This is a genomic window from Listeria sp. SHR_NRA_18, from assembly GCF_003856515.1.
Taxonomy (GTDB): domain Bacteria; phylum Bacillota; class Bacilli; order Lactobacillales; family Listeriaceae; genus Listeria_A; species Listeria_A newyorkensis.
Window position 1 is genome coordinate 35,733 of the sequence record NZ_QPKR01000004.1, and the last position, 23,253, is coordinate 58,985.

Annotated in this window: 23 protein-coding genes and 1 riboswitch; of the genes, 6 read left to right on the forward strand and 17 right to left on the reverse strand. The window is 43.0% G+C overall.

Translation table 11 applies throughout. From position 1 onward, the window contains the following. Window positions 1-7: 7 nt before the first annotated feature. Window positions 8-1,159, forward strand: a complete 1,152-nt coding sequence (kdpDN, locus tag DUK53_RS07210; RefSeq protein WP_036089185.1) for a KdpD-like non-kinase potassium sensor — start codon at window positions 8-10, stop codon at window positions 1,157-1,159. Between the two features lie 46 nt (window positions 1,160-1,205). On the opposite strand, the gene DUK53_RS07215 is transcribed toward kdpDN, so the two are convergent. Genes DUK53_RS07215 through DUK53_RS07225 form a run of 3 tightly spaced genes read right to left on the reverse strand, consistent with a single transcriptional unit; the run spans window position 1,206 to window position 3,766 of the window. Then, on the reverse strand, window positions 1,206-1,859 hold the full coding sequence (locus tag DUK53_RS07215; RefSeq protein WP_036132790.1) for a TetR/AcrR family transcriptional regulator: 654 nt from the start codon (window positions 1,857-1,859) through the stop codon (window positions 1,206-1,208). A gap of 15 nt (window positions 1,860-1,874) precedes the next feature. Then, a complete protein-coding gene (locus tag DUK53_RS07220) occupies window positions 1,875-3,041 on the reverse strand; it encodes an ABC transporter permease (RefSeq protein WP_036089238.1) in 1,167 nt (388 codons plus the stop codon). Further along, on the reverse strand, window positions 3,041-3,766 hold the full coding sequence (locus tag DUK53_RS07225; RefSeq protein WP_036132792.1) for an ABC transporter ATP-binding protein: 726 nt from the start codon (window positions 3,764-3,766) through the stop codon (window positions 3,041-3,043). The genes DUK53_RS07220 and DUK53_RS07225 overlap by 1 nt, the downstream gene beginning before the upstream one ends. Before the next feature lie 174 nt (window positions 3,767-3,940). Here DUK53_RS07225 and DUK53_RS07230 point away from each other — a divergent pair, with 174 nt between their 5' ends. Then, window positions 3,941-4,069, forward strand: coding sequence for a type I toxin-antitoxin system Fst family toxin (locus tag DUK53_RS07230; RefSeq protein WP_167333274.1), 129 nt, complete (start codon window positions 3,941-3,943; stop codon window positions 4,067-4,069). Window positions 4,070-4,258: 189 nt separating this feature from the next. Here DUK53_RS07230 and coaA read toward each other — a convergent pair whose 3' ends face one another. The 12 genes from coaA to DUK53_RS07290 all read right to left on the reverse strand — a co-directional run bounded on the left by coaA (window position 4,259) and on the right by DUK53_RS07290 (window position 16,535). After that, window positions 4,259-5,179: a type I pantothenate kinase gene (gene coaA / locus DUK53_RS07235; RefSeq protein ID WP_036089190.1), complete on the reverse strand. Its 921-nt coding sequence runs from the start codon at window positions 5,177-5,179 to the stop codon at window positions 4,259-4,261. 75 nt (window positions 5,180-5,254) lie between these two features. Further along, a complete protein-coding gene (locus DUK53_RS07240) occupies window positions 5,255-6,097 on the reverse strand; it encodes a TIGR03943 family putative permease subunit (RefSeq protein ID WP_036132794.1) in 843 nt (280 codons plus the stop codon). Window positions 6,098-6,112: 15 nt separating this feature from the next. Beyond that, window positions 6,113-7,132 carry a permease gene (locus DUK53_RS07245; RefSeq protein WP_036132796.1) on the reverse strand — a complete coding sequence of 340 codons (1,020 nt, stop codon included), beginning with the start codon at window positions 7,130-7,132 and terminating at the stop codon, window positions 6,113-6,115. 164 nt (window positions 7,133-7,296) lie between these two features. Continuing rightward, window positions 7,297-8,625 carry a WxL domain-containing protein gene (locus DUK53_RS07250; RefSeq protein WP_036132798.1) on the reverse strand — a complete coding sequence of 443 codons (1,329 nt, stop codon included), beginning with the start codon at window positions 8,623-8,625 and terminating at the stop codon, window positions 7,297-7,299. Window positions 8,626-8,786: 161 nt separating this feature from the next. Next, complete coding sequence (locus tag DUK53_RS07255; protein WP_036132800.1) at window positions 8,787-9,233, reverse strand: VOC family protein; 447 nt, start codon at window positions 9,231-9,233, stop codon at window positions 8,787-8,789. 112 nt (window positions 9,234-9,345) lie between these two features. After that, entirely contained in the window at window positions 9,346-10,419 is a 1,074-nt protein-coding gene (locus DUK53_RS07260) for an ABC transporter substrate-binding protein (RefSeq protein WP_036089197.1), read from the reverse strand. Next, entirely contained in the window at window positions 10,416-11,225 is an 810-nt protein-coding gene (locus tag DUK53_RS07265; protein WP_036132802.1) for an ABC transporter permease, read from the reverse strand. Before DUK53_RS07265 ends, DUK53_RS07260 begins: the two co-directional genes overlap by 4 nt. Beyond that, the gene (locus tag DUK53_RS07270) at window positions 11,222-12,031 is read right to left on the reverse strand and encodes an ABC transporter permease (RefSeq protein WP_036089200.1); all 810 of its coding nucleotides are present in this window, start codon (window positions 12,029-12,031) and stop codon (window positions 11,222-11,224) included. The genes DUK53_RS07265 and DUK53_RS07270 overlap by 4 nt, the downstream gene beginning before the upstream one ends. Window positions 12,032-12,035: 4 nt before the next feature. Next, window positions 12,036-13,127: an ABC transporter ATP-binding protein gene (locus DUK53_RS07275; RefSeq protein ID WP_036089202.1), complete on the reverse strand. Its 1,092-nt coding sequence runs from the start codon at window positions 13,125-13,127 to the stop codon at window positions 12,036-12,038. Between the two features lie 14 nt (window positions 13,128-13,141). Then, window positions 13,142-13,684 carry a helix-turn-helix domain-containing protein gene (locus tag DUK53_RS07280; RefSeq protein WP_036089203.1) on the reverse strand — a complete coding sequence of 181 codons (543 nt, stop codon included), beginning with the start codon at window positions 13,682-13,684 and terminating at the stop codon, window positions 13,142-13,144. 179 nt (window positions 13,685-13,863) lie between these two features. Next, window positions 13,864-15,924 carry a Na+/H+ antiporter gene (locus tag DUK53_RS07285; RefSeq protein WP_036132803.1) on the reverse strand — a complete coding sequence of 687 codons (2,061 nt, stop codon included), beginning with the start codon at window positions 15,922-15,924 and terminating at the stop codon, window positions 13,864-13,866. Between the two features lie 14 nt (window positions 15,925-15,938). Further along, entirely contained in the window at window positions 15,939-16,535 is a 597-nt protein-coding gene (locus tag DUK53_RS07290) for a GTP pyrophosphokinase (RefSeq protein ID WP_052165020.1), read from the reverse strand. Window positions 16,536-16,836: 301 nt separating this feature from the next. Here DUK53_RS07290 and ytvA point away from each other — a divergent pair, with 301 nt between their 5' ends. Together ytvA and DUK53_RS07300 are read left to right on the forward strand one after the other, a co-directional pair. Further along, window positions 16,837-17,610: a YtvA family blue-light photoreceptor gene (gene ytvA, locus DUK53_RS07295; protein WP_036089207.1), complete on the forward strand. Its 774-nt coding sequence runs from the start codon at window positions 16,837-16,839 to the stop codon at window positions 17,608-17,610. A 77-nt stretch (window positions 17,611-17,687) separates the two neighbouring features. Beyond that, a riboswitch (Lysine riboswitch) is annotated at window positions 17,688-17,880 on the forward strand. 106 nt (window positions 17,881-17,986) lie between these two features. Next, window positions 17,987-19,474: an amino acid permease gene (locus tag DUK53_RS07300; RefSeq protein WP_036089209.1), complete on the forward strand. Its 1,488-nt coding sequence runs from the start codon at window positions 17,987-17,989 to the stop codon at window positions 19,472-19,474. A gap of 93 nt (window positions 19,475-19,567) precedes the next feature. Here the strand turns inward: DUK53_RS07300 and DUK53_RS07305 are convergent, their stop codons facing one another. Continuing rightward, window positions 19,568-20,026: a MarR family winged helix-turn-helix transcriptional regulator gene (locus DUK53_RS07305; protein WP_036089211.1), complete on the reverse strand. Its 459-nt coding sequence runs from the start codon at window positions 20,024-20,026 to the stop codon at window positions 19,568-19,570. A gap of 192 nt (window positions 20,027-20,218) precedes the next feature. Here DUK53_RS07305 and DUK53_RS07310 point away from each other — a divergent pair, with 192 nt between their 5' ends. Next, the gene (locus DUK53_RS07310) at window positions 20,219-20,659 is read left to right on the forward strand and encodes a MarR family winged helix-turn-helix transcriptional regulator (RefSeq protein ID WP_052164998.1); all 441 of its coding nucleotides are present in this window, start codon (window positions 20,219-20,221) and stop codon (window positions 20,657-20,659) included. A 44-nt stretch (window positions 20,660-20,703) separates the two neighbouring features. Then, window positions 20,704-21,234, forward strand: coding sequence for a YceI family protein (locus DUK53_RS07315; protein ID WP_036089214.1), 531 nt, complete (start codon window positions 20,704-20,706; stop codon window positions 21,232-21,234). 1,275 nt (window positions 21,235-22,509) lie between these two features. Here the strand turns inward: DUK53_RS07315 and DUK53_RS07320 are convergent. Next, window positions 22,510-23,184, reverse strand: a complete 675-nt coding sequence (locus tag DUK53_RS07320) for a DUF1129 family protein (protein ID WP_036089217.1) — start codon at window positions 23,182-23,184, stop codon at window positions 22,510-22,512. Window positions 23,185-23,253: the final 69 nt, after the last annotated feature.

Here is a 23,253-nt window from a genome sequence, read left to right on the forward strand (position 1 = left end):
CACCGCCATGTCCGAAGAAGCTGATTTTTCCTTTCGCCGTAAAAGTCCAGAAGAAATCCTTGCCGAAATCGAGCGCTTGAAAAAAGGGAAGCTGAAAATCTACATCGGCTCGGCTCCGGGCGTCGGCAAAACCTATCGGATGCTCTCAGAGGCTCAAGATTTGCGTAAAGAAGGCATCGATGTCGTTATCGGTCTTGTGGAAACGCATAATCGCCCAGAAACAGCAGCCATGATTGGTAATCTCGAAACGATTCCTTTAAAAGAGATTCCCTACAAAGGCACCGTTTTCCAAGACCTAGACGTTGAAGCGATTCTAGCACGCAATCCAGATGTTGTGGTGATTGACGAACTCGCGCACACCAACATCCCCGGCTCCAAGCATAGCAAGCGATATCAAGATGTGCTCGAAATCCTCGATCATCGCATTAATGTGTTATCCGCCGTCAATATTCAACATTTAGAAAGTCTACATGACGCTGTGCAAACCGTTACCGGTGTCAAAGTCCGTGAACGCATTCCCGACCATCTTTTGGACACAGCAAGCGAAGTCATCCTGATCGACGTCTCCGCTGAAACGCTTCAAAAACGGCTTCGTGAAGGAAAAATATATGCCAGTCATAAAATCAACCAATCACTCGAAAATTTCTTTACGCAACGCAACTTGTCCGCCCTTCGTGAAATGGCGCTTCGAGAAGTTGCCGATGACGTCGATGACAAAACGGACAAAACCGAAGCAAAACTCCGCGCTGCTGCCGTAAATGAGAAAATTCTTGTTTGCGTTAAAAATGACGACAATGCAGAAAAACTAATCCGGCGTGGCTGGCGAATTGCCAATCGCTTGCGTGCCGAGCTATTCATTCTAACCGCCATACCCGGGAGCCTTAGCGATTTAGATCCCTATACACGTAAAAAATACGAATCCTGGAAAAAACTTGCGAATGAATTCGATGCCCATTTTCTAATTGAAACAAACCATAATCGCAAAATTTTCAGCGTCATTACAGAGGTGGCCAAAAAACATCACATCACGCAAATCATCCTGGGTCAATCGGTAAAAACACGATTGGAAGAGCTCACAAAAGGCTCCGTTGTCAACGCGATTATGCGAGAAACAGACGGCATCGATATTCACATCGTCGCAGATTCCAGAAAAAACTAAAGAAACAGGGTGGATATGCTAAATCTGGCGCATCCACCCTGTTTTGTTAACTAATACCATTTAAAATACAACTCACCGTCCGCTCAATCTCCGCCTCATCGTCCCACTCCGCGCTCGGCATAATCATAAACCGCGTCACCAAAAAGCCAACAATATTCGTAATCAACGTCCGCATAATCGTACTGTTCGGCATCTCACTTATTTCCCCACGCTCTTTATAAAAGCCAATAATCCGATCAAACTGCCCCTTCACATGCACCATAAATACCCTCGAAAACTGATCCCGCATCTCCTCGTGATACAGCAATTCCTGCATATAAATCTTGATCACCTGACTATTCTCTCGCGCAAACTCAAACCGATTCCGAACAAGCGTCATTAAAAAAGTCCGAAAATCAGGATATTCCTGCTCAAAAACCTCCGCCACAAAAGCCTGCGCTAAAAACGGAGCCACGCTATCAATCATAATCGGCACCGTAATCGAGGTCAACAAATCCTTCTTCGTCTTATAATGCCTAAAAATCGTCCCCTCTGCAACACCAGCACGCTTCGCAATTTCACTCGTCGATGTCGCTGCAAAACCACGTTCCGCAAACAATTCAATCGCCGCCGCCACGATTTTTTTCTGCTTCTCACTCATTTTTTTATCCTGCTCTGCCACCTCTAACATTTGCGTCAGAATGTCCTTACTTTCCGCCATCGCCGCCAGTCCTTCCTATATTTTACGATATTTTTTCAATGCAAAAATGTTTAGAATCATGAATACGAGCGCAAATCCGACCAAAATGTAGAAATCCGTTGCAAAACCACTGAATCCTTCTCCTTTTACCATAATCGACGTCAAAGCATCCGCACCATAATAAAGCGGCATAATGTGAGCGATCCACTGCAACCAATCCGCCATGCCCTCCAGCGGGAAAATCCCACAAAATAGCACTTGCGGCACAATCACAATCGGGATAAACTGCACAATTTGGAACTCATTATTCGCAAACGTCGACAGCAAAATTCCGAGCGTCAAAGCAACCATAGCCAGCATCAACGTGATCAGCAAGACATACCAAATCGACCCCATCTGCACCATATCTAGCACATGAATCGAGTACAGCGCCACAATAATCGACTGCGCTAGGGCAAAAATACCAAATCCGAGCAAATATCCCGTTTCCAGCTCCCACCGCTTAATCGGCGTCGCCATCAACCGTTCCAAAGTCCCCGTTGTCCGCTCCCGCAAGAAAGAAATTCCAGCAATCAAAAAGACAAAGAAGAAAACAAAGAACCCAATAAAAATCGGTCCAATCGTATCAAAAAACGTCGTGTCCGCATCTCCATATATATACGCCGTGTCAATCGATAACTGCTGCTGTTCCGGAATCTTCAAATTCACCGCCGGAATATCCAATTGTTGCCCTGTTTGCGCCGCATACTGTTTAGCAATTCCCGCCAACGACTGCTGTATCTTCGCACTCGCCTCCTGCATCGAAACGCCCAGCTGCTTCATCGCGTCCTTTTGCTCCGCCATCAAAGCCGCCTGCAATTTCATCTGAATCTGCTTACTAACACCAGGATCACTATTCTCAAAAGTCAGCATCACATCCGCGCCATCCTGCTTCACGAAAGCATCCAGCCCGTCTGACTTTATCGTCCCCTTCACGTCTCCAACAGAACTATACTGCTTCACCGACATATCCGTATCCTTGAGCTGCGTTACCATCGATGACGACACACCTTCCACGCCAATTTTCGGCTTCACCGTATCCCCATCAAACAAATAATTAATCAACGTAATCAAAATAAGCGGCGCAATAAACATCAAAGCCAGCGTCCTTTTATCCCGTCTAAACTGATTCGCAATCCGCTTCACAATCGCCATAACTCGCATCATGATTTCGCACCCCCGAATTGTAAAAAGGCATCTTCCAATTTCCCAGTCGACGTCTGCGCTTCCAATTCCGCTGGCGTCCCAACCGCGATAATTTTCCCATCACGAACCATCGCCAACCGATCACATTTCTCCGCCTCATCCATCACATGCGTCGTCACGAGAATACATTTGCCTTCCCCCTTCAACATGTCCAGTTCCTCCCAAATCGACTTCCGCAATTCCGGATCAATCCCAACTGTCGGCTCATCCAAAATCAGCACATCAGGATCCTGCAACATCGAAATGGCCAGCGACAACCGCCGCTTCATCCCCCCCGAAAAATCGCTCACCTGCTTATTCAATTCCCCTTCCAAATTCACAAGTTTCGCCGCATACGCAATCCGTTCCTTCCGTTTCGCCCCTTTAAGCGAATACAGCGCCGCAAAAAACTCCATGTTCTCCTTCGCCGTCAAATCAATGTATAACGCATCCGATTGCGCCATATAACCAATATTGGCAATCACACTAAGATCCGGCATCCGCTTATACAGCACCGTCACCTCGCCAGAATCCCCTTTTTCCATTCCGACAATGACTTTCACAAGCGTCGTTTTCCCAGCCCCAGAAGGACCAATCAATCCAAAAATTTCACCCTTCGCCACTTCCAGTCCAATATCCGTTAAAATCTGTTTTTTCCCGAATGACACATCAAGATCTGCCACCCGAATCGCTACTTCTCCCATTTCTAAAACCTCCTCTAGGTTAAAAACCATAAATGAGTGATTACTCACTTTTATTTTAACCTAAAAAAAATAAAAGTAAAGTAAAAAGCTGTAAACAGGGGTAGAAAAACATCCAAATGCATTAGAATAAAAATTTACAATAAAGACTTAATTTAGTCAGGGAGGCGTGTTCCATTGATTCTGATTTTTTCCAGCATTGTTGCTCCGATTCTTGTAGGTATAACGCTCGTCACTTATAAGTATTGGTTAGAACATCGTGGCAAATCGAGCTCATATTTATGTACAGCAATTAGTCACGTATAACCACTAAAGGATTACATGTTCACTTCGTTCTCATGCATATTGAGGCTCTAATTCAGCAAGAAATGCTTCATAAGAGCCACAACAAAAGCCCCGACGTCTCTAACCAGATTCGGGGCTCTTCTGTGTGTCCATTGATTCTTTTTCCTAACACCATCTTAACACATTTTTTTCCTTTTTCAACACCTTGCGCTACTTCCTTAAATAAACATCCGATATCAAATGGTCTGCGCCTTTTTTCAAAATAAGTTGGGCGCGATATTTCGTCCGTTCAATGTTTTCCCTCAAATTCACGCCATTAATTTTATCCCAAGTATCTAAGGCGAACTGGCGTGCTTCGGCCTCACTGATTTTTGTATAGCGGTGGAAATAGGAGCTTGTATCTTGAAAAGCGGTCTCGCGCAGCATGAAGAATCTCTCCAAATACCAACGCTTAATCTCGCTTTCTTCCGCGTCCATATAAATCGTGAAATCAAAGAAATCACTTGGAAAAACGGCTTGTTCAGGGTCCACTTGCAACACATTAATCCCTTCTACAATGATGATATCCGGCTGACTAATCATGCGCGTCTCCTCCAAGATATCATACGTAAAATGCGAATAAAGCGGCACTTCTACGTTCTCCTTATTACTTTTCAAATCGCTCAAAAAAGCAACAAACCGACTCCGATCATAGCTCTCTGGAAAACCTTTACGCTCCATCAAGCCTTTCTCCTCGAGCACCGCGTTTGGATATAAAAAGCCATCCGTCGTGATCAACTCGACTTTACGCGTTTTCGAAAACCAGCGATCAAGCATGATTTTCAGCACCCGCGCCGTTGTACTTTTGCCAACAGCCACACTACCTGCGATACCGATCACGAACGGTGTGTGCGTCGCATGTCGTTTCAAGTATTCCATTTTTTCACCGTGAATGAAGATTTGCTCATGATAATGAATCGCGAGTAATTTCACGAGTGGTAAATATATTTCAGCGATATCTTCGAGTGAGATTCGGTCGTTTAAACCACGTATATCTTCCAATTCTTCCGCCGATAACATCTGGTCTTTACTTACTTCCAGCTTACGCCAATCCTCGCGCGGAAAATGAAAGTAGGGGGAATAATGATTCATAGTCATTCCATCCTTCTCTAGTTTGTTTTCGTTTTCACAGGTTTAAGCATAACGTATCTGACCCGATTCCGCAACCTAATATTTGCGATATACATACACATCTTTTGGCTTCGAAATTTCGCCGTATTTCGTCACCTTGACAGCCGGGATATCCATTTTAAAAGGAGCATAGTATTCCTGCTCAATCACGCCGCTCACCTTCACCCATGTATCATTGCTCAGATCCGTCTCCTCATCCGGCATATGCACAAGCATTCCGTAAACGCCAGAATCCGCAACACAATGAATAATACCAAAACGGAATACAAACAGATTCGCGCCCTTCGTCACAGGATCGTTATAAACAAAACCAGTAAATTCAATCCGCTTCCCTTCAAATTCACCAGGATAGCTGTAAATAATCTCCATCGTCATCAAGTAATTCGCATCCGTTACTTTAATTGGATCCTGATCAATAATCTGGTTCTTCTCTTTTGCAATCATCTTCTCATAATCAGACTTACCAAAATAACCACTCGTATCCGGCTTCAAAAACTGATTCATCGCATACGGATCATCGCCCGCCGCATTATTTTTAGGAAAATGGAATCCTTTTGCGTCCACAATCGTCGAATTCAGCGTCGCAATCGGAAACATAAATCCAGCAATCAGAGGATAAATAAGCAGTCCATATACCAAAATCTTTTTCCAAAACGTATTCTCGCCGTCATGCGTGTGCCCCATATGCGCATGATCCTGCTCCAAATCCTCGTCGCGGAAAATCATGATAAGCTGCACCAAACCGAGGAAAAACGCAGCAATCATCGCAGCTAGAGACAAATAGGAGTATTTCATATTAATATACTTACTAATATCGCCCGTCACGTGCAGTTGCATCAAGTAGAAGGCGAATCCGAATAAAATAAACACACGAAACATCAAAACGCCCTCTTTCTAAATAAATAATGCATAGACAAACACCGTCACCGTAACGCCGATCACGATAAATGCCACAAACTTCGCTTTAAAAGTCGCCAGCATCATCATGAGATTTTTAATATCGAGCATCGGTCCAAAAACAAGAAACGCAACAATCGATTGCGTCGAAAAAACACTGCGGAAAGAAGCACCAATAAACGCGTCCGCCTCCGAGCAAAGCGATAAAACAAACGCCAAAACCATCATTAATAGGATTGACAAAACTGGCCCGTGCCCAATCGAAACGAGCGTCGACGTCTTAATATACGTCTGCATCACCGCCGCTAGTAACGCGCCAAACACAAGAAATTTCCCAACTGAGAAAAATTCATCCACCGCATGTTGCAACGTATGCCAAATCCTATCTTTCATCGGCATTTTAGCATCATCATGACTATGATCGTGATGATGGTGGTGTTCCGTCTCCATTGGCATCGTATGCGCCGTTCCCGAAGCAACCGCCCCGCCCATTCCGGCAATCGCCATCACAGCAGGTGCCTCAGCCTTCTCCCTGCGCTCACCCGCCGTTTCATACAATAGAAACTTTTCCTTCAAACCCTCACCTTTATAAAAATAAGCAATCGCGTTCCCTACAACCATCGCGACGACTAAACTCCCTAAAACACGAAGCAGTGGCACTTCCCACGTACTTCCAAACGCAACATAGGTCGAAAATAGCACGACTGGATTAATGATTGGCGCCGTCAACATAAACGCGATTCCCGCATGAAGCGGTACCCCTTTTGCAATCAAATTCCGGACAATCGGTACTATCCCGCACTCACACGACGGAAAAAGCACACCGATAACCGAACCAACAATCACCGCTAAAAATCGATTTTTGGGTATAATCTTAGCAATAAACGCCTCAGAAATAAACATTTGAATGAAACCTGCAATAAAAACACCAATCAACACAAACGGCAAAGCCTCAATCATAATCGAGATAAAAATCGTATTCATTTGTAAAAAAGAATCTGGTAAATTTTGAAACATATGTTCACTTCCTTGCCTCTTTCAGTTTTGCTAAGCTAACCTCTTGATTTTATGCTTCTTGGGGCAAGAAATCAAGTTGTACATGTCATTTCGAAGTCATACAAATAAAGATAGTAAGTAAAGCCAATGTATCGCGACTCTACCTACCATCTCTCTATACTTTATTAACCTCCAATTTGTACATCTAAATCATCCACTTCTACGTAAGCACCATACCCGATTTTTGTCCTCCCCCAACTACTTTCATATTTCAGTTTATTTACGTTTCCTATTACATCAACGTTAAATAGTTGATGATTAATAAAATAATAAGTCGTGCTGTTGCCGTCTAGTCTCACACCAGAGAGGCTAGAATAGCTACCTGTTGAATTGCCAATCAAATTTCGTAATTGGAGTGTTGCTGCGTCTATCCATTTTATTTCGAGTAAAGCTACATCATCAGGACTCAGTATGCTTAATGTTCTACCAAGATTTTGATTGTGTGCATTAATACGTTCCAATGGTTTAGAAGAAATCGTAGGAGCCCAATCTGATAATATTTTACTATTCATTATTTGATTCCCACTAATATCCACGGTGACCAGTTTTGCTAGCTTTGTTGCTGGAACAATGCCCTCGTTCGTAATTCTGTTGTTATCCAGTTTTAGCGTCTTTAAATTGCTTGCATACTCGATTCCTGTTAAATCCACAATACCTTTATCCAATGCTGTAAATTCCGTTAAGGTTTCCATCTTTGTTTTTGTGATTTGATTGTCATCCGTTACACGAAGCGCCTCTTTTATAGCTGTGCGCAAATGACTATCGGGAATTTCGACTACTTCATCTGGAATGGTCGTCGATGGATCTGCGACGATATTCCAGTTTAAGGAGGCTTGCTGTTTCCCAACCGTGGCGTCTTTCGGAATCGTTAGCGTCACGCCGTCCATTCCGCCAAGTAACGCCGAGTGACTCCCCATTCCAGCATTTTCTCCTGCAATCAGTAAATCTATCTCATCGCCGTCACTAGCAAGCTCGCCACCGACCGTCTCGATACCTTTGTCAGCGCCATTATATTCTGGTTGGAACCCAAGAACACCGCCACGAACAAGCTCACCATTTTGCGATACTTTTAAAGACCAACCTTCTCCAGTCCCACGTAAATCGGCAATATTGATAAACGCTGGTAGTTCTTGATCTGTTTTCGTCTTCACTTTTTCAGCGTGTAGCGTTTCTTTCCGACCCGTTAATGTGACATCGCCAAAATTCAAGTCTGATACGTGGTTAATTCGCAGTGCACCAGGATTCGGATTGATTGGGTCAACTGGCACGCTAGGCTCTCCTGGATCGATTGGATTTGTGATTTCAGGATCAGTCGTGCCTGTCCCTGGTAAAATTCGAATGGACGCCTCGCTTTCGGCACTGTCTGGTCCATCAAATGTTGCTGCTAACACCGAATTTCCCGGTGTTGTCGTAACCAGTAAACCAGTCATGACAATGATACTTAATTTCTTCATAAATGTGTCGCACTCCTTTAAAATTTTACTTTAAAGGTTAATGATACCTGTACGCTCACCGTTCTGCCATCACTTCTTTTACAGTTTTTTGGAAAATTACGATAGAAAAAAGCAACGAGCTTACATCTAATTTTAGATTTATACTCGTCGCCTTTCACATATTATTTAGCAAATCGCGAATACGGTTGCGCGTGGAACATCCATGTTAAACCGTATTTATCTTTAATAATACCCATTCTACCGCCCCAGAATTGTTCTTTTAGCGGGTCGATAATTTCTACGCCACTTTCTGTGACATTCTTGTATAGTGTCTCTAGTGCCGCAACTTCTTCTGCGTCTTCTGAATTGAAATCAAGCATCAACGTAACGCTTGAGGAAAACGGTTGGCCTTCACCAAAACGGTCGCTACAGAAAATCGTATTTCCCAACACAACAAATCCGCCATGAATCGTTGTATCCTCTAGATTGTCTGTTGTTACGCCCCACTCTTTCGCCATGTTTGCATCCATTTTCATACGCTCCAATAAAGTTGCTCCAAACACGTCTTTATAGTATTCCATCGATTCTTTCGCATTTTCAAAACTTAAATAGGAATGTAATTTTGCCATCTTATTTTCCACCTTTCAAATGAAGTTACATCTGGATTATAAGGGATGAATCGATGAATTACAATCTATAACCTAGCTGCACACAAAAGTTGGGTGATTTCACAAAAATGGTCTACTTACGATACATTTTGAATTCCAAGAATAATTCATTATAATGCGCCAACATTTTCTTTCCTAGATTATCGTAAACCTCTAAATTTTTCAATTGGTCTAGGTCTGGATAGAAGCGTTCATCACTCGAAATTTCTTTTGGCAAAAGTTTCACCGCGGCTTCATTTGGCGTCGCATAACCGACATATTCCGCATTTTGCGCTGCATTTTCAGGTTTTAGCATGAAATTGATGAATTTATGCGCCCCATCGACGTTTTTCGCAGTTTTCGGGATGACCATATTATCAAACCATAGATTCGAGCCCTCTTTTGGAATCACGTACTCCAAATCCTCATTTTGGTCCAGCATCTCGGCAGCCTCACCAGAGAACGTCACCGCAACTCCGGCCTCATTTCCAGCCATCAAAATCTTGATTTCATCCCCAACAATCGCCTTCACATTCGGCGTCATTTCCTTCAATTTCATCAACGCTTCCTGCAATTGCGCCTCATCCGTACTGTTCAGCGAGAAGCCAAGGCTGTTCAGTCCCAGCCCCATCACCTCACGCGCACCGTCAATGAGCAGAATCTGATTTTTCAATTCCGGGCGCCACAAATCATTCCAACTCGTGAACGGGATGTCCTGAATCATTTTCTTGTTGTAAATAATGCCCAGCGTGCCCCAGAAATACGGCATCGAATACTTGTTTCCCGGATCAAACGACAAGTCCATAAAACGCGGATTCAAGTACTTCATATTCGGCAATTTCGCCTTATCGAGCGGAATCAACAAATTCTCCTCCCGCATCTTACTAATCGCGTAATCACTCGGCACCGCGATGTCAAACGTTGTCCCGCCTTGCTCAATCTTCGTCATCATCGCCTCATTCGAATCAAACGTCTGGTAAATCACTTTGATACCAGATTCTTTTTCAAATTTTTTCAGTAAGTCGGGGTCCACATAATCGCCCCAATTGTAAATTGTCAGCGTGTTGCCACCTGAATAGCCTTCCGATTTGTTCAGCGAATACGTCAGCACCATCATCAGAAGCGCCGCAACAACGACCAGACCAAAAACACGAACTAATTGCTTCATTTTTTCGGCACCTCCATCGCTTGTGCGGCCTTCGCATTGCGCTGATTAATGAAGTAGTAGCCAATCACGAGCACAATCGTAAATAGGAATAGCAAGGTCGACAACGCATTAATCGATAGCGAAATCCCCTGGCGCGCCCGCGAATAAATCTCTACAGAAAGCGTCGAAAAGCCATTTCCCGTTACGAAAAAAGTCACCGCAAAATCATCGAGTGAATACGTTAAAGCCATAAAGAATCCGGCAAAAATACCAGGCGAAATATACGGCAAAATCACCTTGCTAAGCACGTTCCACTGGCTTGCTCCCAAGTCACGCGCTGCATCGATTAGCGTCGGACTCATCTCTTGCAATTTTGGCAAAACCATCAAGACGACAATCGGAATACTAAACGCAATATGCGATACGAGTACCGAAATAAAGCCCAGTTTCACACCTAAAATCGTGAAGAAGATCAGAAACGAAGCACCAATCACAACATCCGGACTAACGATCAGCACGTTGTTCAAGCTCAGCAAGGAATTTTTAGCAAACGGGCGCGGCATGTAGCGAATCGCCAGTGCACCGAGAACGCCGAGAATCGTTGCTACGACAGAAGAAAGTAGCGCAATCACGAACGTATTCAACACAATAATCAACAGTCGCGTATCCTGAAATACTTCTTTATAATAATCCCACGTAAAGCCACTAAAATGATTCATCGTTCCGCCCGCATTAAAGGAGTAGAACATCAAATAGAAGATTGGCGCGTACAAAACAAAGAATACGACGGCTAAATAAATTTTTCCCAACTTGTTATTTTTCTTCATTTCACCGCCCCTTTCTTCCGTTTGGCACCACTTACAAACATAATAATAAACATCGCAATAATCAAGAATACGCCAATTGTCGAGCCCATTCCCCAGTCCTGTGTCACCAAGAAATGCTCCTCAATCGCCGTCCCAAGCGTGATCACCCGGTTTCCCGCAATCAAACGCGTAATCATAAAGAGCGACAAGGCCGGAATAAACACCGCTTGACATCCCGCTTTGACACCATCGAGCGTAATCGGAAAAACAACCCGCCAAAAAGTAGTCCAGCGCGTAGCACCCAAATCCTGCGCCGCGTGTGTGAGCGACGGATTCATCTCCTCGAGTGCATTATAAATCGGCAAAATCATAAACGGAATAAAAATATACGTCGACACAAACAGGAAACTAAAGTCCGTAAACAAAATCTGCTGCGTGCCGATCCCGATAAATTCTAAAAACTTGTTTGCCGTCCCGTACGTCCCAAAAATCCCCATAAACGCGTAGGCTTTCAACAACAAATTAATCCAAGTCGGCAAAATAATCAACAATAACCAAAGCTGTTTATGCTTCAATTTTGTCAAAACGAGCGCCGTCGGATATGAAATCAATAAGGTGAATAGCATAATCAAAAACGCATACCAGAACGAGCTCACCGTCATTTTTAAATAAACCGGCGTAAAGAAATTCACGTAATTCGAAAACGTAAAGTTCCCATCAATATCAAAAAACGAATAGTAGGCGATCAACACGATCGGCGCAATAACAAAAAGCAAAATCCAAAAGGCATAAGGAATCAGATAAAAAGTCCGCGCTCGTCTCGTCATCTCATTACGCCTCTTCGTAACTTTCTAGACGGGCATCAAACTCTTCTTCGGTTTCCCCAAGACGCATAATATGGATTGCTTCTGGATCAAACGCCAGTCCTAATTTTTCACCAATTCGTGCTTTTTTAGTCGAATGCACAAGCCACTCATTCCCGTCCTCATCGATACAACCAATCTCATAGTGAACGCCGCGGAACAAGACCCAGTCAACCGTCACGCGCAGATTCCCTTTTTCCTCCGCCGTAATTTCCAAATCCTCCGGTCGAATAATGACTTCGACAACCTCATTCGGATTGAAACCTTGGTCGACACACTCAAACCGGCGTTCCACAAACTCGACCTCGAAATCCTGCACCATTTTACCAGAAACGATGTTCGACTCCCCGATAAAGTCCGCCACAAAGCGATTAATCGGCTCATCATAAATGTCCATCGGCGTCCCACTTTGCTGAATCTCGCCCTTATTCAACACAAAAATCTCATCGCTCATCGCGAGCGCCTCTTCTTGATCATGCGTGACAAAAATAAACGTAATGCCAAGCCGACGTTGCAAATCACGCAACTCATATTGCATCTCCGTCCGCAACTTCAAATCAAGTGCCGACAACGGCTCATCTAGCAAAATAACTTCCGGCTCATTCACAATCGCGCGCGCAATCGCCACACGTTGACGCTGACCACCAGACATTTCCGTAATCTCACGCTGCTCATATCCCGCCAAATTCACAAACCGCAACGCCTCCGTCACTTTTTGCTGAATCACGTCTTTCTTCAATTTCTTAATACGCAACCCAAAAGCCACATTCTCAAACACATTCAAGTGCGGAAATAGCGCATAATCCTGAAAAACCGTATTGACCGGTCGCTTATTCGCCGGAATATCATTAATCACCTTATCATTCAGAAAAATCTTGCCATCACTTGCCTCCAAAAAACCAGCAATCAGCCGCAAAATCGTCGTTTTACCACAACCAGACGGCCCGAGCAGCGTATAGAATTTCCCTTTTTCAATCTCAAAACTTACATTATCAAGTACTGGTGGATCATTATCGAACTGCTTTGTCACATTTTCAAAGCGAATAATTGTTTCTGCCATTTGCGTCTTCCTCCTTACAAATACGAATCCGTCGCCACCAAAATCAGCGTCGCCGGCACGTCTTCCTCATTACAAATTTGGTGTTCATCCGAAGCATGGAAATAAATTGCCTCGCCTTTTTCCGCCGTATATATTTTCCTACCTAATTTGATAGTCACTTTCCCCTCTAACACATAGGCAAACGTCTCTGATAACGAAGGCTCAAATTGTTTAAAAGCCCCTTTTCCAGAGAGCGTTAAATACACTGGTTCGATTTCCTTCTCGTTCGATTCAGGTACCAACCACTTTACTTGATACCCTTTTTCCTCATCTTCAAAAAAAGTATGCTCACTCGCGCCGTACACAACCTTCTGCTCCTGCTCTTCCTCATCAAAAAATTCTTTCGGCGTACAACCCAGCACCTCTAATATATCAAATAACGTTTCAATAGAAGGCGAGCTCAGATCCCGCTCTAACTGTGAAATATAGCCCTTCGTTAGATCCGTTCGCTCCCCAAGCTCTTCCTGCGTCAAATTCTTGCTAAGTCGTAAATTCTTAATCCTCTTGCCAATATCCATAGTCGCAACCTTCCTATTAGTTTAGTAGAAGTAAACTCCGAGTCATTATTGTTTAGTAATAGTAAACTCCATGTTTACTACAGCACCGCTAATTATACATCATCCCCCCTACTACCGCAATACTTTTTTATAAAAAAACAAGCCTGTGAAAGTTGGATACTCCCATCAGGCTTGCCTATTCACGCTAATTCTTCATTCCCAAAATAATACGTTTCATATAAATTCAAGTTCTGCCTCAACTCACGCGCCAAATCCCTTGAAATTTTACCTTGTTCGAATAGATTTTGGATGACATCCCGCTCAATTTGGACCGCTTGAAGTTGCACATCTTTTTTCGCTTGTTCGAATTTCTCTCTGGATTTGATAGTGCCACGTTCTTGCTTCATCTGTTCCATAATCCGTTTATTCTCATTGATGAGCGGCCAAATCACCGCTTGGTTCGTATCGTTCAACAAAGCCATCAAGTTCTCATTGACAACATGCGTATTCTTTTCACGCAAATCCCTAATCTCGCCAATCATTTCTTGGTATTGTTCCGGATTTTGCTTCATCTCGCTCATTTTTTCCTTCGCCTTTTGCCACTGCTTCGGATGCATCACTTGGCGCATCAGCCGTTTGAACATCATACCCATCATACCAGAGCGCGAACGGCCCCTACCTGATAGGGCTTTTTCCATCGCATCTAGATAGTTATTATAACGATTAGCCGCCTGCTTACTAGCCTCGCCCTGCGTCAACAATTTCTCCGTATTTTGCTTTTCCCACTCTACAATTTGTAATCGCAAAGCATGTTGCTCTTTATCGATTTCTCGTTGTTTGCCCGCATCTATATCCTCTTTCTGAATAGCACGCATACGCCCGCGGTAATCGTCCATCACAACCTGTGTCGCCGCCTTGTTTTCCGATGTTATTTCTCGATTTAATTGCTCTACGACATGCCGACAAACGCTCAGCTTCATTGATTTCTCCGCGCGAGGACTATCCGACTTGCTCTCATCTTTTCGAGCTAAAATTGGTAAAATCGCCGTCGCAATAATCAGCGAGCATAAAATAACGCCGGATGCGATGCAAATAATCAAAGATCGCTGCGGAAACGGGCTGCCATCTCCGAGTACAAACGGAATCGAGAGCGCCGAAGCAAGCGTTACCGCGCCACGAACACCCGATAAAGAAGTCAGCACCGTCGCTCGTAAATTCGGCTTACTCAAATCATTTCCCTTCATCAAATGCGGAATCAGCCAGCCTAAATGAATCCACAAGAAGCGAATCCCAATCAAGCTAAACGTAATGAGAAGAACGTAAAACACGACTTGCCAGTTACTCACGCCCGAATTTTGCCAAACGACTTGAATAATATCTGGCAATTGTGTTCCTAAAATGATAAAAACTAAACCGTTCAACACGAAAATAATAACCGACCACGTACCTTGTGAAACCACGTTCAATTTCACCGTCATCGGATCCATTTTCCGCTTCTCGAACGCATGCATAATCCCAGCCGCAACGACCGCTAAAATACCAGATACATGCAGTTCCTCCGCCACCAAATAAATCACAAATGGCGTCAAAATTTGAATCAACATATGTAGCGTAACATCCTCCATGCCCAAACTACGAATCCATTTTAGAAATTTAAATTTAATGAAAGTCAGCACGAGACCGCAAATAATCCCGCCAACCGCGATAATCACAAAGCTAACCGAAGCACTCCAAATCGAGAACACTCCCGTTACCATCGCCGCAATCGCAAATTGGAAGGCAACCAAGCCCGAAGCATCGTTCATGAGCGCCTCGCCCTCTAAAAGATGCGTGATTTTTTTCGGCAAATCGATGCGTCCAGAAAGCGAACCTACAGCCACAGCGTCCGTCGGTGCAAGTGCTGCTGCCAGTGCAAACGCCGCCGCGAGTGGAATCGTTGGAATCATCCAGTTGACAAAATACCCAATCACGAGCACCGTCACAAACACAAGCCCTAACGCCAACATTAAAATCGGCGCGCGCAGGTTCCACAACGCCTGCCGATCCGTTCGCTTCCCATCATTAAATAGCAATGGCGCGATAAATAACACCAAAAATAGTTCCGGATTCAATTTCAACTCGAACGCAAGCGGCATGCAAGCCACCAAAACACCCAATCCGATTTGTATCAACGGTATCGACACAAACGGAATGAACCGGTTTACAACGTTCGAAATTAAAATCGTCGCCAGCATGATTAATACGTAATAAAATATGTCCACCCTTTTTCAACCCCTTATTCGCCTTCAACCTCAGTTTTATATTGGTCAATTTCGTCATTTAAATACTTCATTTTCTCATCTAAGTGCTGGATAATTGCCGCAGCTTCATAAAGTTCCTGCGTCAGATGCGCCGGCGCCGTCGATTTATATTTATAGTAAATCTTATGCTCCAAACTCGCCCAAAAATCCATCGCAACCGTTCTAATCTGAATTTCCACACACATTTTGCGCGAGGTATTCGTCAAGAAAATTGGCACTTCACAAATCAAATGCAGACTCCGATACCCATTAGGCTTTGGATTCTCCACATAATCCTTCACATTCAAAATAGTCATATCATCTTGGTTCGCCAACATCTCATAAATCTTATAAATATCCGACACAAACGAACACGTCACTCGGATGCCGGCAATATCATGCACATGCTCATAGGCATTCTCCGGCGTAATATCGAGTCCTTTTTTCTCCAATTTCGCCGTCAAACTCTCAAAACTCTTCACCCGTGATTTCAAATGCTCCATCGGGTTATAATCATGCAGGAATTGGAACTCATCATTCAATATTTTTAATTTTGTATTCACTTCTTCTAAGGCAAAACGATGCATTAACATCACATTACGCCATTCTTTCAACTCATTTACGGAAGGTTGTTGTTGCACAAAAATTACTCCTCTCTCCACTTCACTATTCTACCCTCCTATGTTACTACATTTTGCACATTTTCGCACAGTAATTCGTCAAATAAAAGAGCTTTCTTACTATATTATCATCATTTTATCAGAAAAAAAGCTATTTTTAACAATACCGTACCTTTATGAACGGCAGATGAATTTTCCAAAAAGCCATTTCTATTTGCTGTCATTTTTGGTATGATGGACATATCTAAAAATCGAAAACGGGGGCTTGTTTGGCATGTTAAATAAAGAAGCAGAGTTGCAATTCAATATTATTCTAAAAGCATTAAATATGACCAGTGTTGGCGTTATCATTACGGACGGCGATTTACCGAAAAATCCAATTATTTATGTGAATAGTGGCTTCGAACGAATCACCGGCTACACCTCCGAAGAAGTTATGGGGAAAAACTGCCACATGCTCCAAGGTCGCAAAACAGACAAATCCGCGCTAGCTAAAATCGGCCAAGCCATTAAAAATCGCACAACCGTCAGCGTCTTCCTTCAAAATTACCGCAAAAATGGCGATATCTTTTTCAATGAATTGACGATCGATCCGATTCACGACGAAGCATCTGGGAAAAACTACTTTATCGGCATTCAACGAGATGTCACGCGTGAAGAAAAATACAAAATGCTGCTCGAAGATTCAATTGAAGAAATCGTCAAAATGTCGACGCCGATCGTTCCCGTCCAAGAAGGCGTCGCTGTTCTTCCCTTAGTTGGCGCGTTATCGACAGATCGCTTTGAAGAAATGACGCAAAATGTAGCTTCCTATCTTGAGGTAAGTCACATCGATTATTTAATTATGGACATTTCTGGGCTAGCTGATTTCAATGAAGAAGTGGCCGCGAATTTGATCAAATTTTTAGCCTTAACGAAATTAACGGGCGTGAGCCTCATGTTGACCGGTGTTTCCCCACGATTCGCGATGTTGATGGTTAATTACGACAATCGCCTACCAAGCATTCCCACTTACAGCACCGTTCGTGAAGCCTTAAAAAACGTTTAAAATACAAAAAAGCCTTGCAATTCCTCGCTATATTCGTTACTATAGAACATGAAAACTTAATAAAATCCTCATCCAAACGGTGAGGTAGAGGTTGCGAAATTCACAAGTAACGCTGACGAGGTGCATCACACACCGATGACTCATCGCGAAAAGGATGCTCGCCGAAGTGAAGACAGGTGTATGACTGCTCTTTAGCTGGGACTGTTGTCGAAAGAAACAGGACTGCCGTTTTTGCCATTAGCTTGACGAAACGGATGTGCTATCTAACGCTTTTTGATGTTGGTATCTATAGACTGATCTCGAAAGAAGCACACGGGATCGGTTTTTTTGTTCCCAAAACCTCATTTTCAAACAGAGAAGAAAGGGAGTTTTACTTGTGAAAAAAGAACATCAACAAGGTCACATTCGTAGAGATTTAAAAACGCGTCATTTATCGATGATCGCGATTGGGGGCTCGATTGGAACAGGATTATTCCTAGCGAGCGGAAATGCCATTGCAGTAGCAGGTCCCGGCGGCGCACTTGTCGCTTACGCTGCGATTGGCTTAATGGTTTACTTTTTAATGACGAGCCTCGGGGAAATGGCGACATACATGCCTGTCTCGGGTTCCTTTAGTACGTATGCCTCCCGTTTTGTTGATCCAGCATTTGGATTCGCACTCGGCTGGAACTATTGGTTCAACTGGGCGATCACACTTGCTGTCGATATTTCAACTGCCGCACTCATTATTCAATTTTGGTATCCAGATGCACCGGCTTGGCTGTGGAGCGCCGTATTCCTATTGCTCATATTCGGCCTAAATGCCCTATCCGTCAAAGCTTATGGGGAATCAGAATACTGGTTCTCGATTATCAAAGTAGTCACCGTTATCGTCTTTTTAATCATCGGTGTGCTAACGATTCTTGGTATTCTTGGTGGTCATTTCATCGGTTTTGAGAACTTCACAATGGGAGATGCACCATTTAACGGTGGATTCTTCGCGATACTCGGGACCTTCCTGCTCGCCGGTTTCTCCTTCCAAGGAACGGAGCTCGTAGGTATTGCAGCTGGCGAAAGCGCGACACCTGAAAAAAGCGTGCCTAAAGCTATTAAACAAGTATTCTGGCGTATCTTACTCTTCTATATTTTTGCGATTTTCGTTATCGGGATGATTATTCCTTACACTAGTCCAAATTTACTTGGCGGCGAAGCAACAGACGTAGCGATCAGCCCGTTCACGCTCGTTTTTGAAAAAGCTGGTCTGGCCATTGCAGCCTCTGTGATGAACGCGGTTATCTTGACGTCCGTGCTATCCGCTGGTAACTCTGGACTTTATGCTTCGACGCGGATGTTATGGTCCATGGCAAAAGACGGGAAAGCACCGAAATTCCTATCCAAAGTAAACCGCCGCGGGATTCCGATGGCAGCTCTTATTTTGACAACAATTGTTGGTGCAATGACATTTATCACGACGTTAAGCGACAATGGTGCCGTTATTTACACTTGGCTTCTAAGCGCATCTGGTCTGACCGGTTTCATCGCTTGGGTCGGCATCGCGATTAGTCATTATCGTTTCCGACGTGCATACGTGAAACAAGGTCTGAACTTAGACGACCTGAAATATAAGGCCAAATTCTTCCCATTCGGCCCGATTTTGGCGCTAGTACTGTGTTTATTAGTTATCGTTGGGCAAGATTACAACGCCTTCTTACATCCAGATATTACAAACCCACAATGGTGGCAGAAAATCGCGATTTCCTATATCGGATTACCGATTTTCCTAGCATTTTGGCTTATTTACAAGTATACGCAAAAATCAAAAGTGATCCCACTCGACGAATGTTCTTTTGATGAACACTCATATGCAGATGGAAAACGTGACTGAAAAAAGCAGATTGGCTTGATGCCAATCTGCTTTTTTCAATCTCTCAATGCGCTGACATTTGCCGTCTTCGATAGAGACGTTTCGCAGTTTTTCCTAGTCTGTTTTTAACAAACTTTCAATTCTCCGGTTAATCTCAATCAACTTATCTATATCCGCATCATCGATTTCATCCAACGCTTTCATCATGGCTTTATAAGCAAAAGCGTTTTGCGTCGAGCGCTCTGACATCTCTTTGCCCTTTTCCGTCAATTGCAAGCGCCAAGCATCTGCGTTTTCCACGAATTCCGTATTCATTTTTTCGACTAGTCTGGCGTGAACTAAGCCATCAACATTTGCCGAAATGACTTCTGTCGATGTGAATAGTTTCTTCTTTAAATCATCTACCGTCGATTCTGGACGTCCATACAAAATATTAAGTATCGCCATTTGTTGCAATGACAGGCCTAAACTCAATGCGTTCTGTTCCGCATGTTTCGCGGTAATCCGGTTGATTGCCCAATACGAGCCCAACACGTCCCGTACCCGATTTACTCTATCTTCACTCAATTCCATCTATCATCACCTCTTCCTCTTCTATTTTACGCTACTTTCTATTATACACAATCATCTTTACATAAACTTAACGAAATCCACTTTTTTTAAAATTTTTTTCTAAATCTCTTGACTTACTTTTTATAAGTATGTTATTATTTGTTTGTAAGATATTTCGATATTAAAACATTTTGTTGAAACGAGGTGGTTTCCTTGGACAATGTTGATCTGAAATTGTTTACCGTTTTGTTAAGATCAGCAGGCTGGATTCAAAAACTCACGGCCAGATTGGTCGAGGAACATGGTATTACGCCAAGTGAATTCGGTGTTTTAGAGCAGATTTATCATCTTGGACCACAACAACTGCAAGCTATCGGTCAGAAAAATCTGATTTCAAACGGCAACACGACGTACATGGTCACCAAACTTGAAAAGAAACAATACTTAGTTCGCACAGCAGACCCGAATGATCGCCGTATCATTTATGCAGAGCTAACAGAACAAGGCACAGCTTTCATCAGCAACTTATTTCCGCAGTTCGAAGCATTGATAAAAGCACAACTCGATGTGTTAGACGAGGAAGAGAAGGAAACCTTAATAATGGGACTAAAAACAATCGGTCTAAACGCCGAATCCCACTGGCGAGCAAAATGAAGATGGCGCCAACAAAAAATTATATTAATTGGAGGAATTTTAAAATGACAGTAGAAAAATGGAATGTAGACCCAGCACACAGTTCAATCGAGTTTCAAGTAAAACACATGATGGTATCTAAAGTGAAAGGCGTTTTCAAAGATTTCAGCGCTGATTTAACGCTTGATCCAGAAGACTTAACAACGGCTAGCCTAACGTTCACCGTTGATGCGGCGTCTATCGATACGCGTCAAGAAGCGCGCGATGGTCACTTGAAGAGCCCGGATTTCTTCGATGTTGAGAACTACCCATCGATTACTTTTAAATCTACTAATATCGTTGCAGATGGCGGTAACGAGTACAAAGTGACTGGTGATTTGACGGTTCGTTCCGTTACAAAACCAATCACGCTAAATGTGGAGTACGAAGGAACAAGCAAAGACCCAATGTCAGGCAATATGGTTGCTGGCTTTGAAGGAACTGGAAAATTCAATCGTAAAGACTTTGGCCTAAATTACAACGCAGTACTTGAAACTGGCGGCGTACTGATTGGCGACGAAGTAAAACTTAACATCCAAATCGAAGTTTCCAAATAATGCAAAAGGTGAAGTTAAGACGCTCAATCTACAATGGTACCTATAGAATGGACACTTCAAAAAAGAAGTGCATTCTATAGGTTTTTTTTATACTCAAATAAAGCAATAACTCCGCTAGAAAGGAAGCAATCATGAGCAAAAAACTATTCTCGAACGCCGAAATCCAAAAAATAAAACAAAATCCAAATGGAAGAAACGTTTCGAGCAATGTGCCAGCCACTGGAAAAAGCCTATGAAAAAGACAGTGTCATTGGTTTGATGGACAATCGCAAAAGGCTCAAAAAATCTCAAACGAGTACTGACACTTGAAGAATCAATCCAACGACAACAAGCAAGAACAGCTGTATTAGAAGAACAAGTAGAGGTTTTAAAAAAAGCTTGAGAAGATAGAAGGAAGGTGCTTCACAAGAAAAAACAGATTAACAACGGATATGAAATTTCAATAGATTCAAACACTGGTCTCAAATAACAACTTTTCTCGTTGCGTTAGCTATTTCTGTAGCTTATTAGAGGTATCTAGATCAGGCTATTATCGGTATGTACAGTGTCAATCGCAACGAACACAGCTAGAAAATCAAGACGAGGCCTCGCGCGATATTATACTAAAAGCTTTCCATCGTCACGGTTTTAAAAAGGGCGCTAGAAGTATCAAAATGATACTAGAGAATGAATTTGGCATCATTTTCTCCATCTATCGCCACATCTACACCATACAAGTTTCTAGTAGTTATTGGACTTCGGCTTCTTTTGCAACCTTATCCTTGCATGTCGCCTTCTATGTGATTTCTGTTTGTCGGATCAGAGATTTGCCTTGAGCTTCCTTCAGATTCCACGTCGCCATGGACACCCTTGCTGTTGGCTAGGTGCTTACCACTACCAGATCGCACTCGGGACTTTCATCCGTTAGAGTTTGCCCAGCATGGGCAAACAAAAAATGGCTCCTGTACAATACAGAAACCATCTTCTAGCAAGTGCTTAATTCTTTTTTTACAAGCGTCCGTGACATGGGTACCACTTTATTTAGGGGGTAAAAGGGCGCTTTTTGTTTGTTAGTGTTACTTGCTTTTTTTATTTTTTTTGTAATTTCGGTAGGTAATTAGTGTCATCAATATGAAATATATCATGGCTCCTAATGATAAGAGTATAAGGCTTTTATCTGCTTTTGTGATTGTCATATAGCTTAAGAATAGAAAAAATATTATGCTTCCGAATATATGTACAATTAATGAAAGACGCATATGATTTATCTCCTTTTTGATTATGAGTATCATAACTTCACCTTTTATTTTTCTGGATTTTTTTCCATACGAGTGCCGCTGTCATAAATCCTCCAACGCCTAGTATCAATTCAAACAAAGCTCCGCCGCTCATTACGGGGCCTAGGTCTGGCAAAATCATCAACAAGAATACAAGTACAAAAACATACATAACGACAATACCACTGCCTATTAAAAAGTAGGCAGCCATTGATTTCGATTCTGTGACCGAATAATGCTTCCACAATATGTACCCGCCTATTAAAATACACACGATACAAATAAAAACCATCAAAACGGTCAACACAAATGTCCCTGCATAAATAACACTATCTTTAGTGACCAGGCCGATAATCCCCATAGCGACTAAAAAGAGACTTATGCCCAAAATTCCTATCAAAACAAACAACGGAATCTGACTCGTATAATCCGTCTTTGTATTTGGTGATTGCTCCGCCTTTTGCTTCGTCAATTGCCTACCGTAAGCTGTTGCATCCATCCCTAGAACCTGAGCGGGATTTGCTTTTTCTGATGCTACGAGTTGATCCATCGCCTGCAACACAAATGCATCTTTCTCCTGCTCTGACACATTTTTCTCAGCGCCAATGATCCATTCCACCGTCTTCATGTACGCTTTTTTATCAGGCGTCAACTGTTCTCTTTTCTCATCAATCACTTGCTTTTTCGTTAGCATAAATCACGCACCTACTCCCATAGTTCTCCCCTTATCATATGCGAAAAAAAATATTTCAGCAACTTATAT

Excerpts from the sequence above, each read along its gene's own strand:
- DUK53_RS07270 (WP_036089200.1), bottom strand. The coding sequence starts at position 12,031 with ATGACGAGACGAGCGCGGACTTTTTATCTGATTCCTTATGCCTTTTGG.
- DUK53_RS07320 (WP_036089217.1), bottom strand. The coding sequence starts at position 23,184 with ATGCTAACGAAAAAGCAAGTGATTGATGAGAAAAGAGAACAGTTGACG.
- DUK53_RS07260 (WP_036089197.1), bottom strand. The coding sequence starts at position 10,419 with ATGAAGCAATTAGTTCGTGTTTTTGGTCTGGTCGTTGTTGCGGCGCTT.
- DUK53_RS07245 (WP_036132796.1), bottom strand. The coding sequence starts at position 7,132 with ATGTTTCAAAATTTACCAGATTCTTTTTTACAAATGAATACGATTTTT.
- DUK53_RS07305 (WP_036089211.1), bottom strand. The coding sequence starts at position 20,026 with ATGGAATTGAGTGAAGATAGAGTAAATCGGGTACGGGACGTGTTGGGC.
- ytvA (WP_036089207.1), top strand. The coding sequence starts at position 16,837 with ATGTTAAATAAAGAAGCAGAGTTGCAATTCAATATTATTCTAAAAGCA.
- DUK53_RS07280 (WP_036089203.1), bottom strand. The coding sequence starts at position 13,684 with ATGGATATTGGCAAGAGGATTAAGAATTTACGACTTAGCAAGAATTTG.
- DUK53_RS07255 (WP_036132800.1), bottom strand. The coding sequence starts at position 9,233 with ATGGCAAAATTACATTCCTATTTAAGTTTTGAAAATGCGAAAGAATCG.
- DUK53_RS07315 (WP_036089214.1), top strand. The coding sequence starts at position 20,704 with ATGACAGTAGAAAAATGGAATGTAGACCCAGCACACAGTTCAATCGAG.
- DUK53_RS07240 (WP_036132794.1), bottom strand. The coding sequence starts at position 6,097 with ATGTTTCGTGTGTTTATTTTATTCGGATTCGCCTTCTACTTGATGCAA.
- DUK53_RS07275 (WP_036089202.1), bottom strand. The coding sequence starts at position 13,127 with ATGGCAGAAACAATTATTCGCTTTGAAAATGTGACAAAGCAGTTCGAT.
- DUK53_RS07250 (WP_036132798.1), bottom strand. The coding sequence starts at position 8,625 with ATGAAGAAATTAAGTATCATTGTCATGACTGGTTTACTGGTTACGACA.
- DUK53_RS07290 (WP_052165020.1), bottom strand. The coding sequence starts at position 16,535 with ATGTTAATGCATCGTTTTGCCTTAGAAGAAGTGAATACAAAATTAAAA.
- kdpDN (WP_036089185.1), top strand. The coding sequence starts at position 8 with ATGTCCGAAGAAGCTGATTTTTCCTTTCGCCGTAAAAGTCCAGAAGAA.
- coaA (WP_036089190.1), bottom strand. The coding sequence starts at position 5,179 with ATGAATCATTATTCCCCCTACTTTCATTTTCCGCGCGAGGATTGGCGT.
- DUK53_RS07220 (WP_036089238.1), bottom strand. The coding sequence starts at position 3,041 with ATGCGAGTTATGGCGATTGTGAAGCGGATTGCGAATCAGTTTAGACGG.
- DUK53_RS07265 (WP_036132802.1), bottom strand. The coding sequence starts at position 11,225 with ATGAAGAAAAATAACAAGTTGGGAAAAATTTATTTAGCCGTCGTATTC.
- DUK53_RS07215 (WP_036132790.1), bottom strand. The coding sequence starts at position 1,859 with ATGGCGGAAAGTAAGGACATTCTGACGCAAATGTTAGAGGTGGCAGAG.
- DUK53_RS07225 (WP_036132792.1), bottom strand. The coding sequence starts at position 3,766 with ATGGGAGAAGTAGCGATTCGGGTGGCAGATCTTGATGTGTCATTCGGG.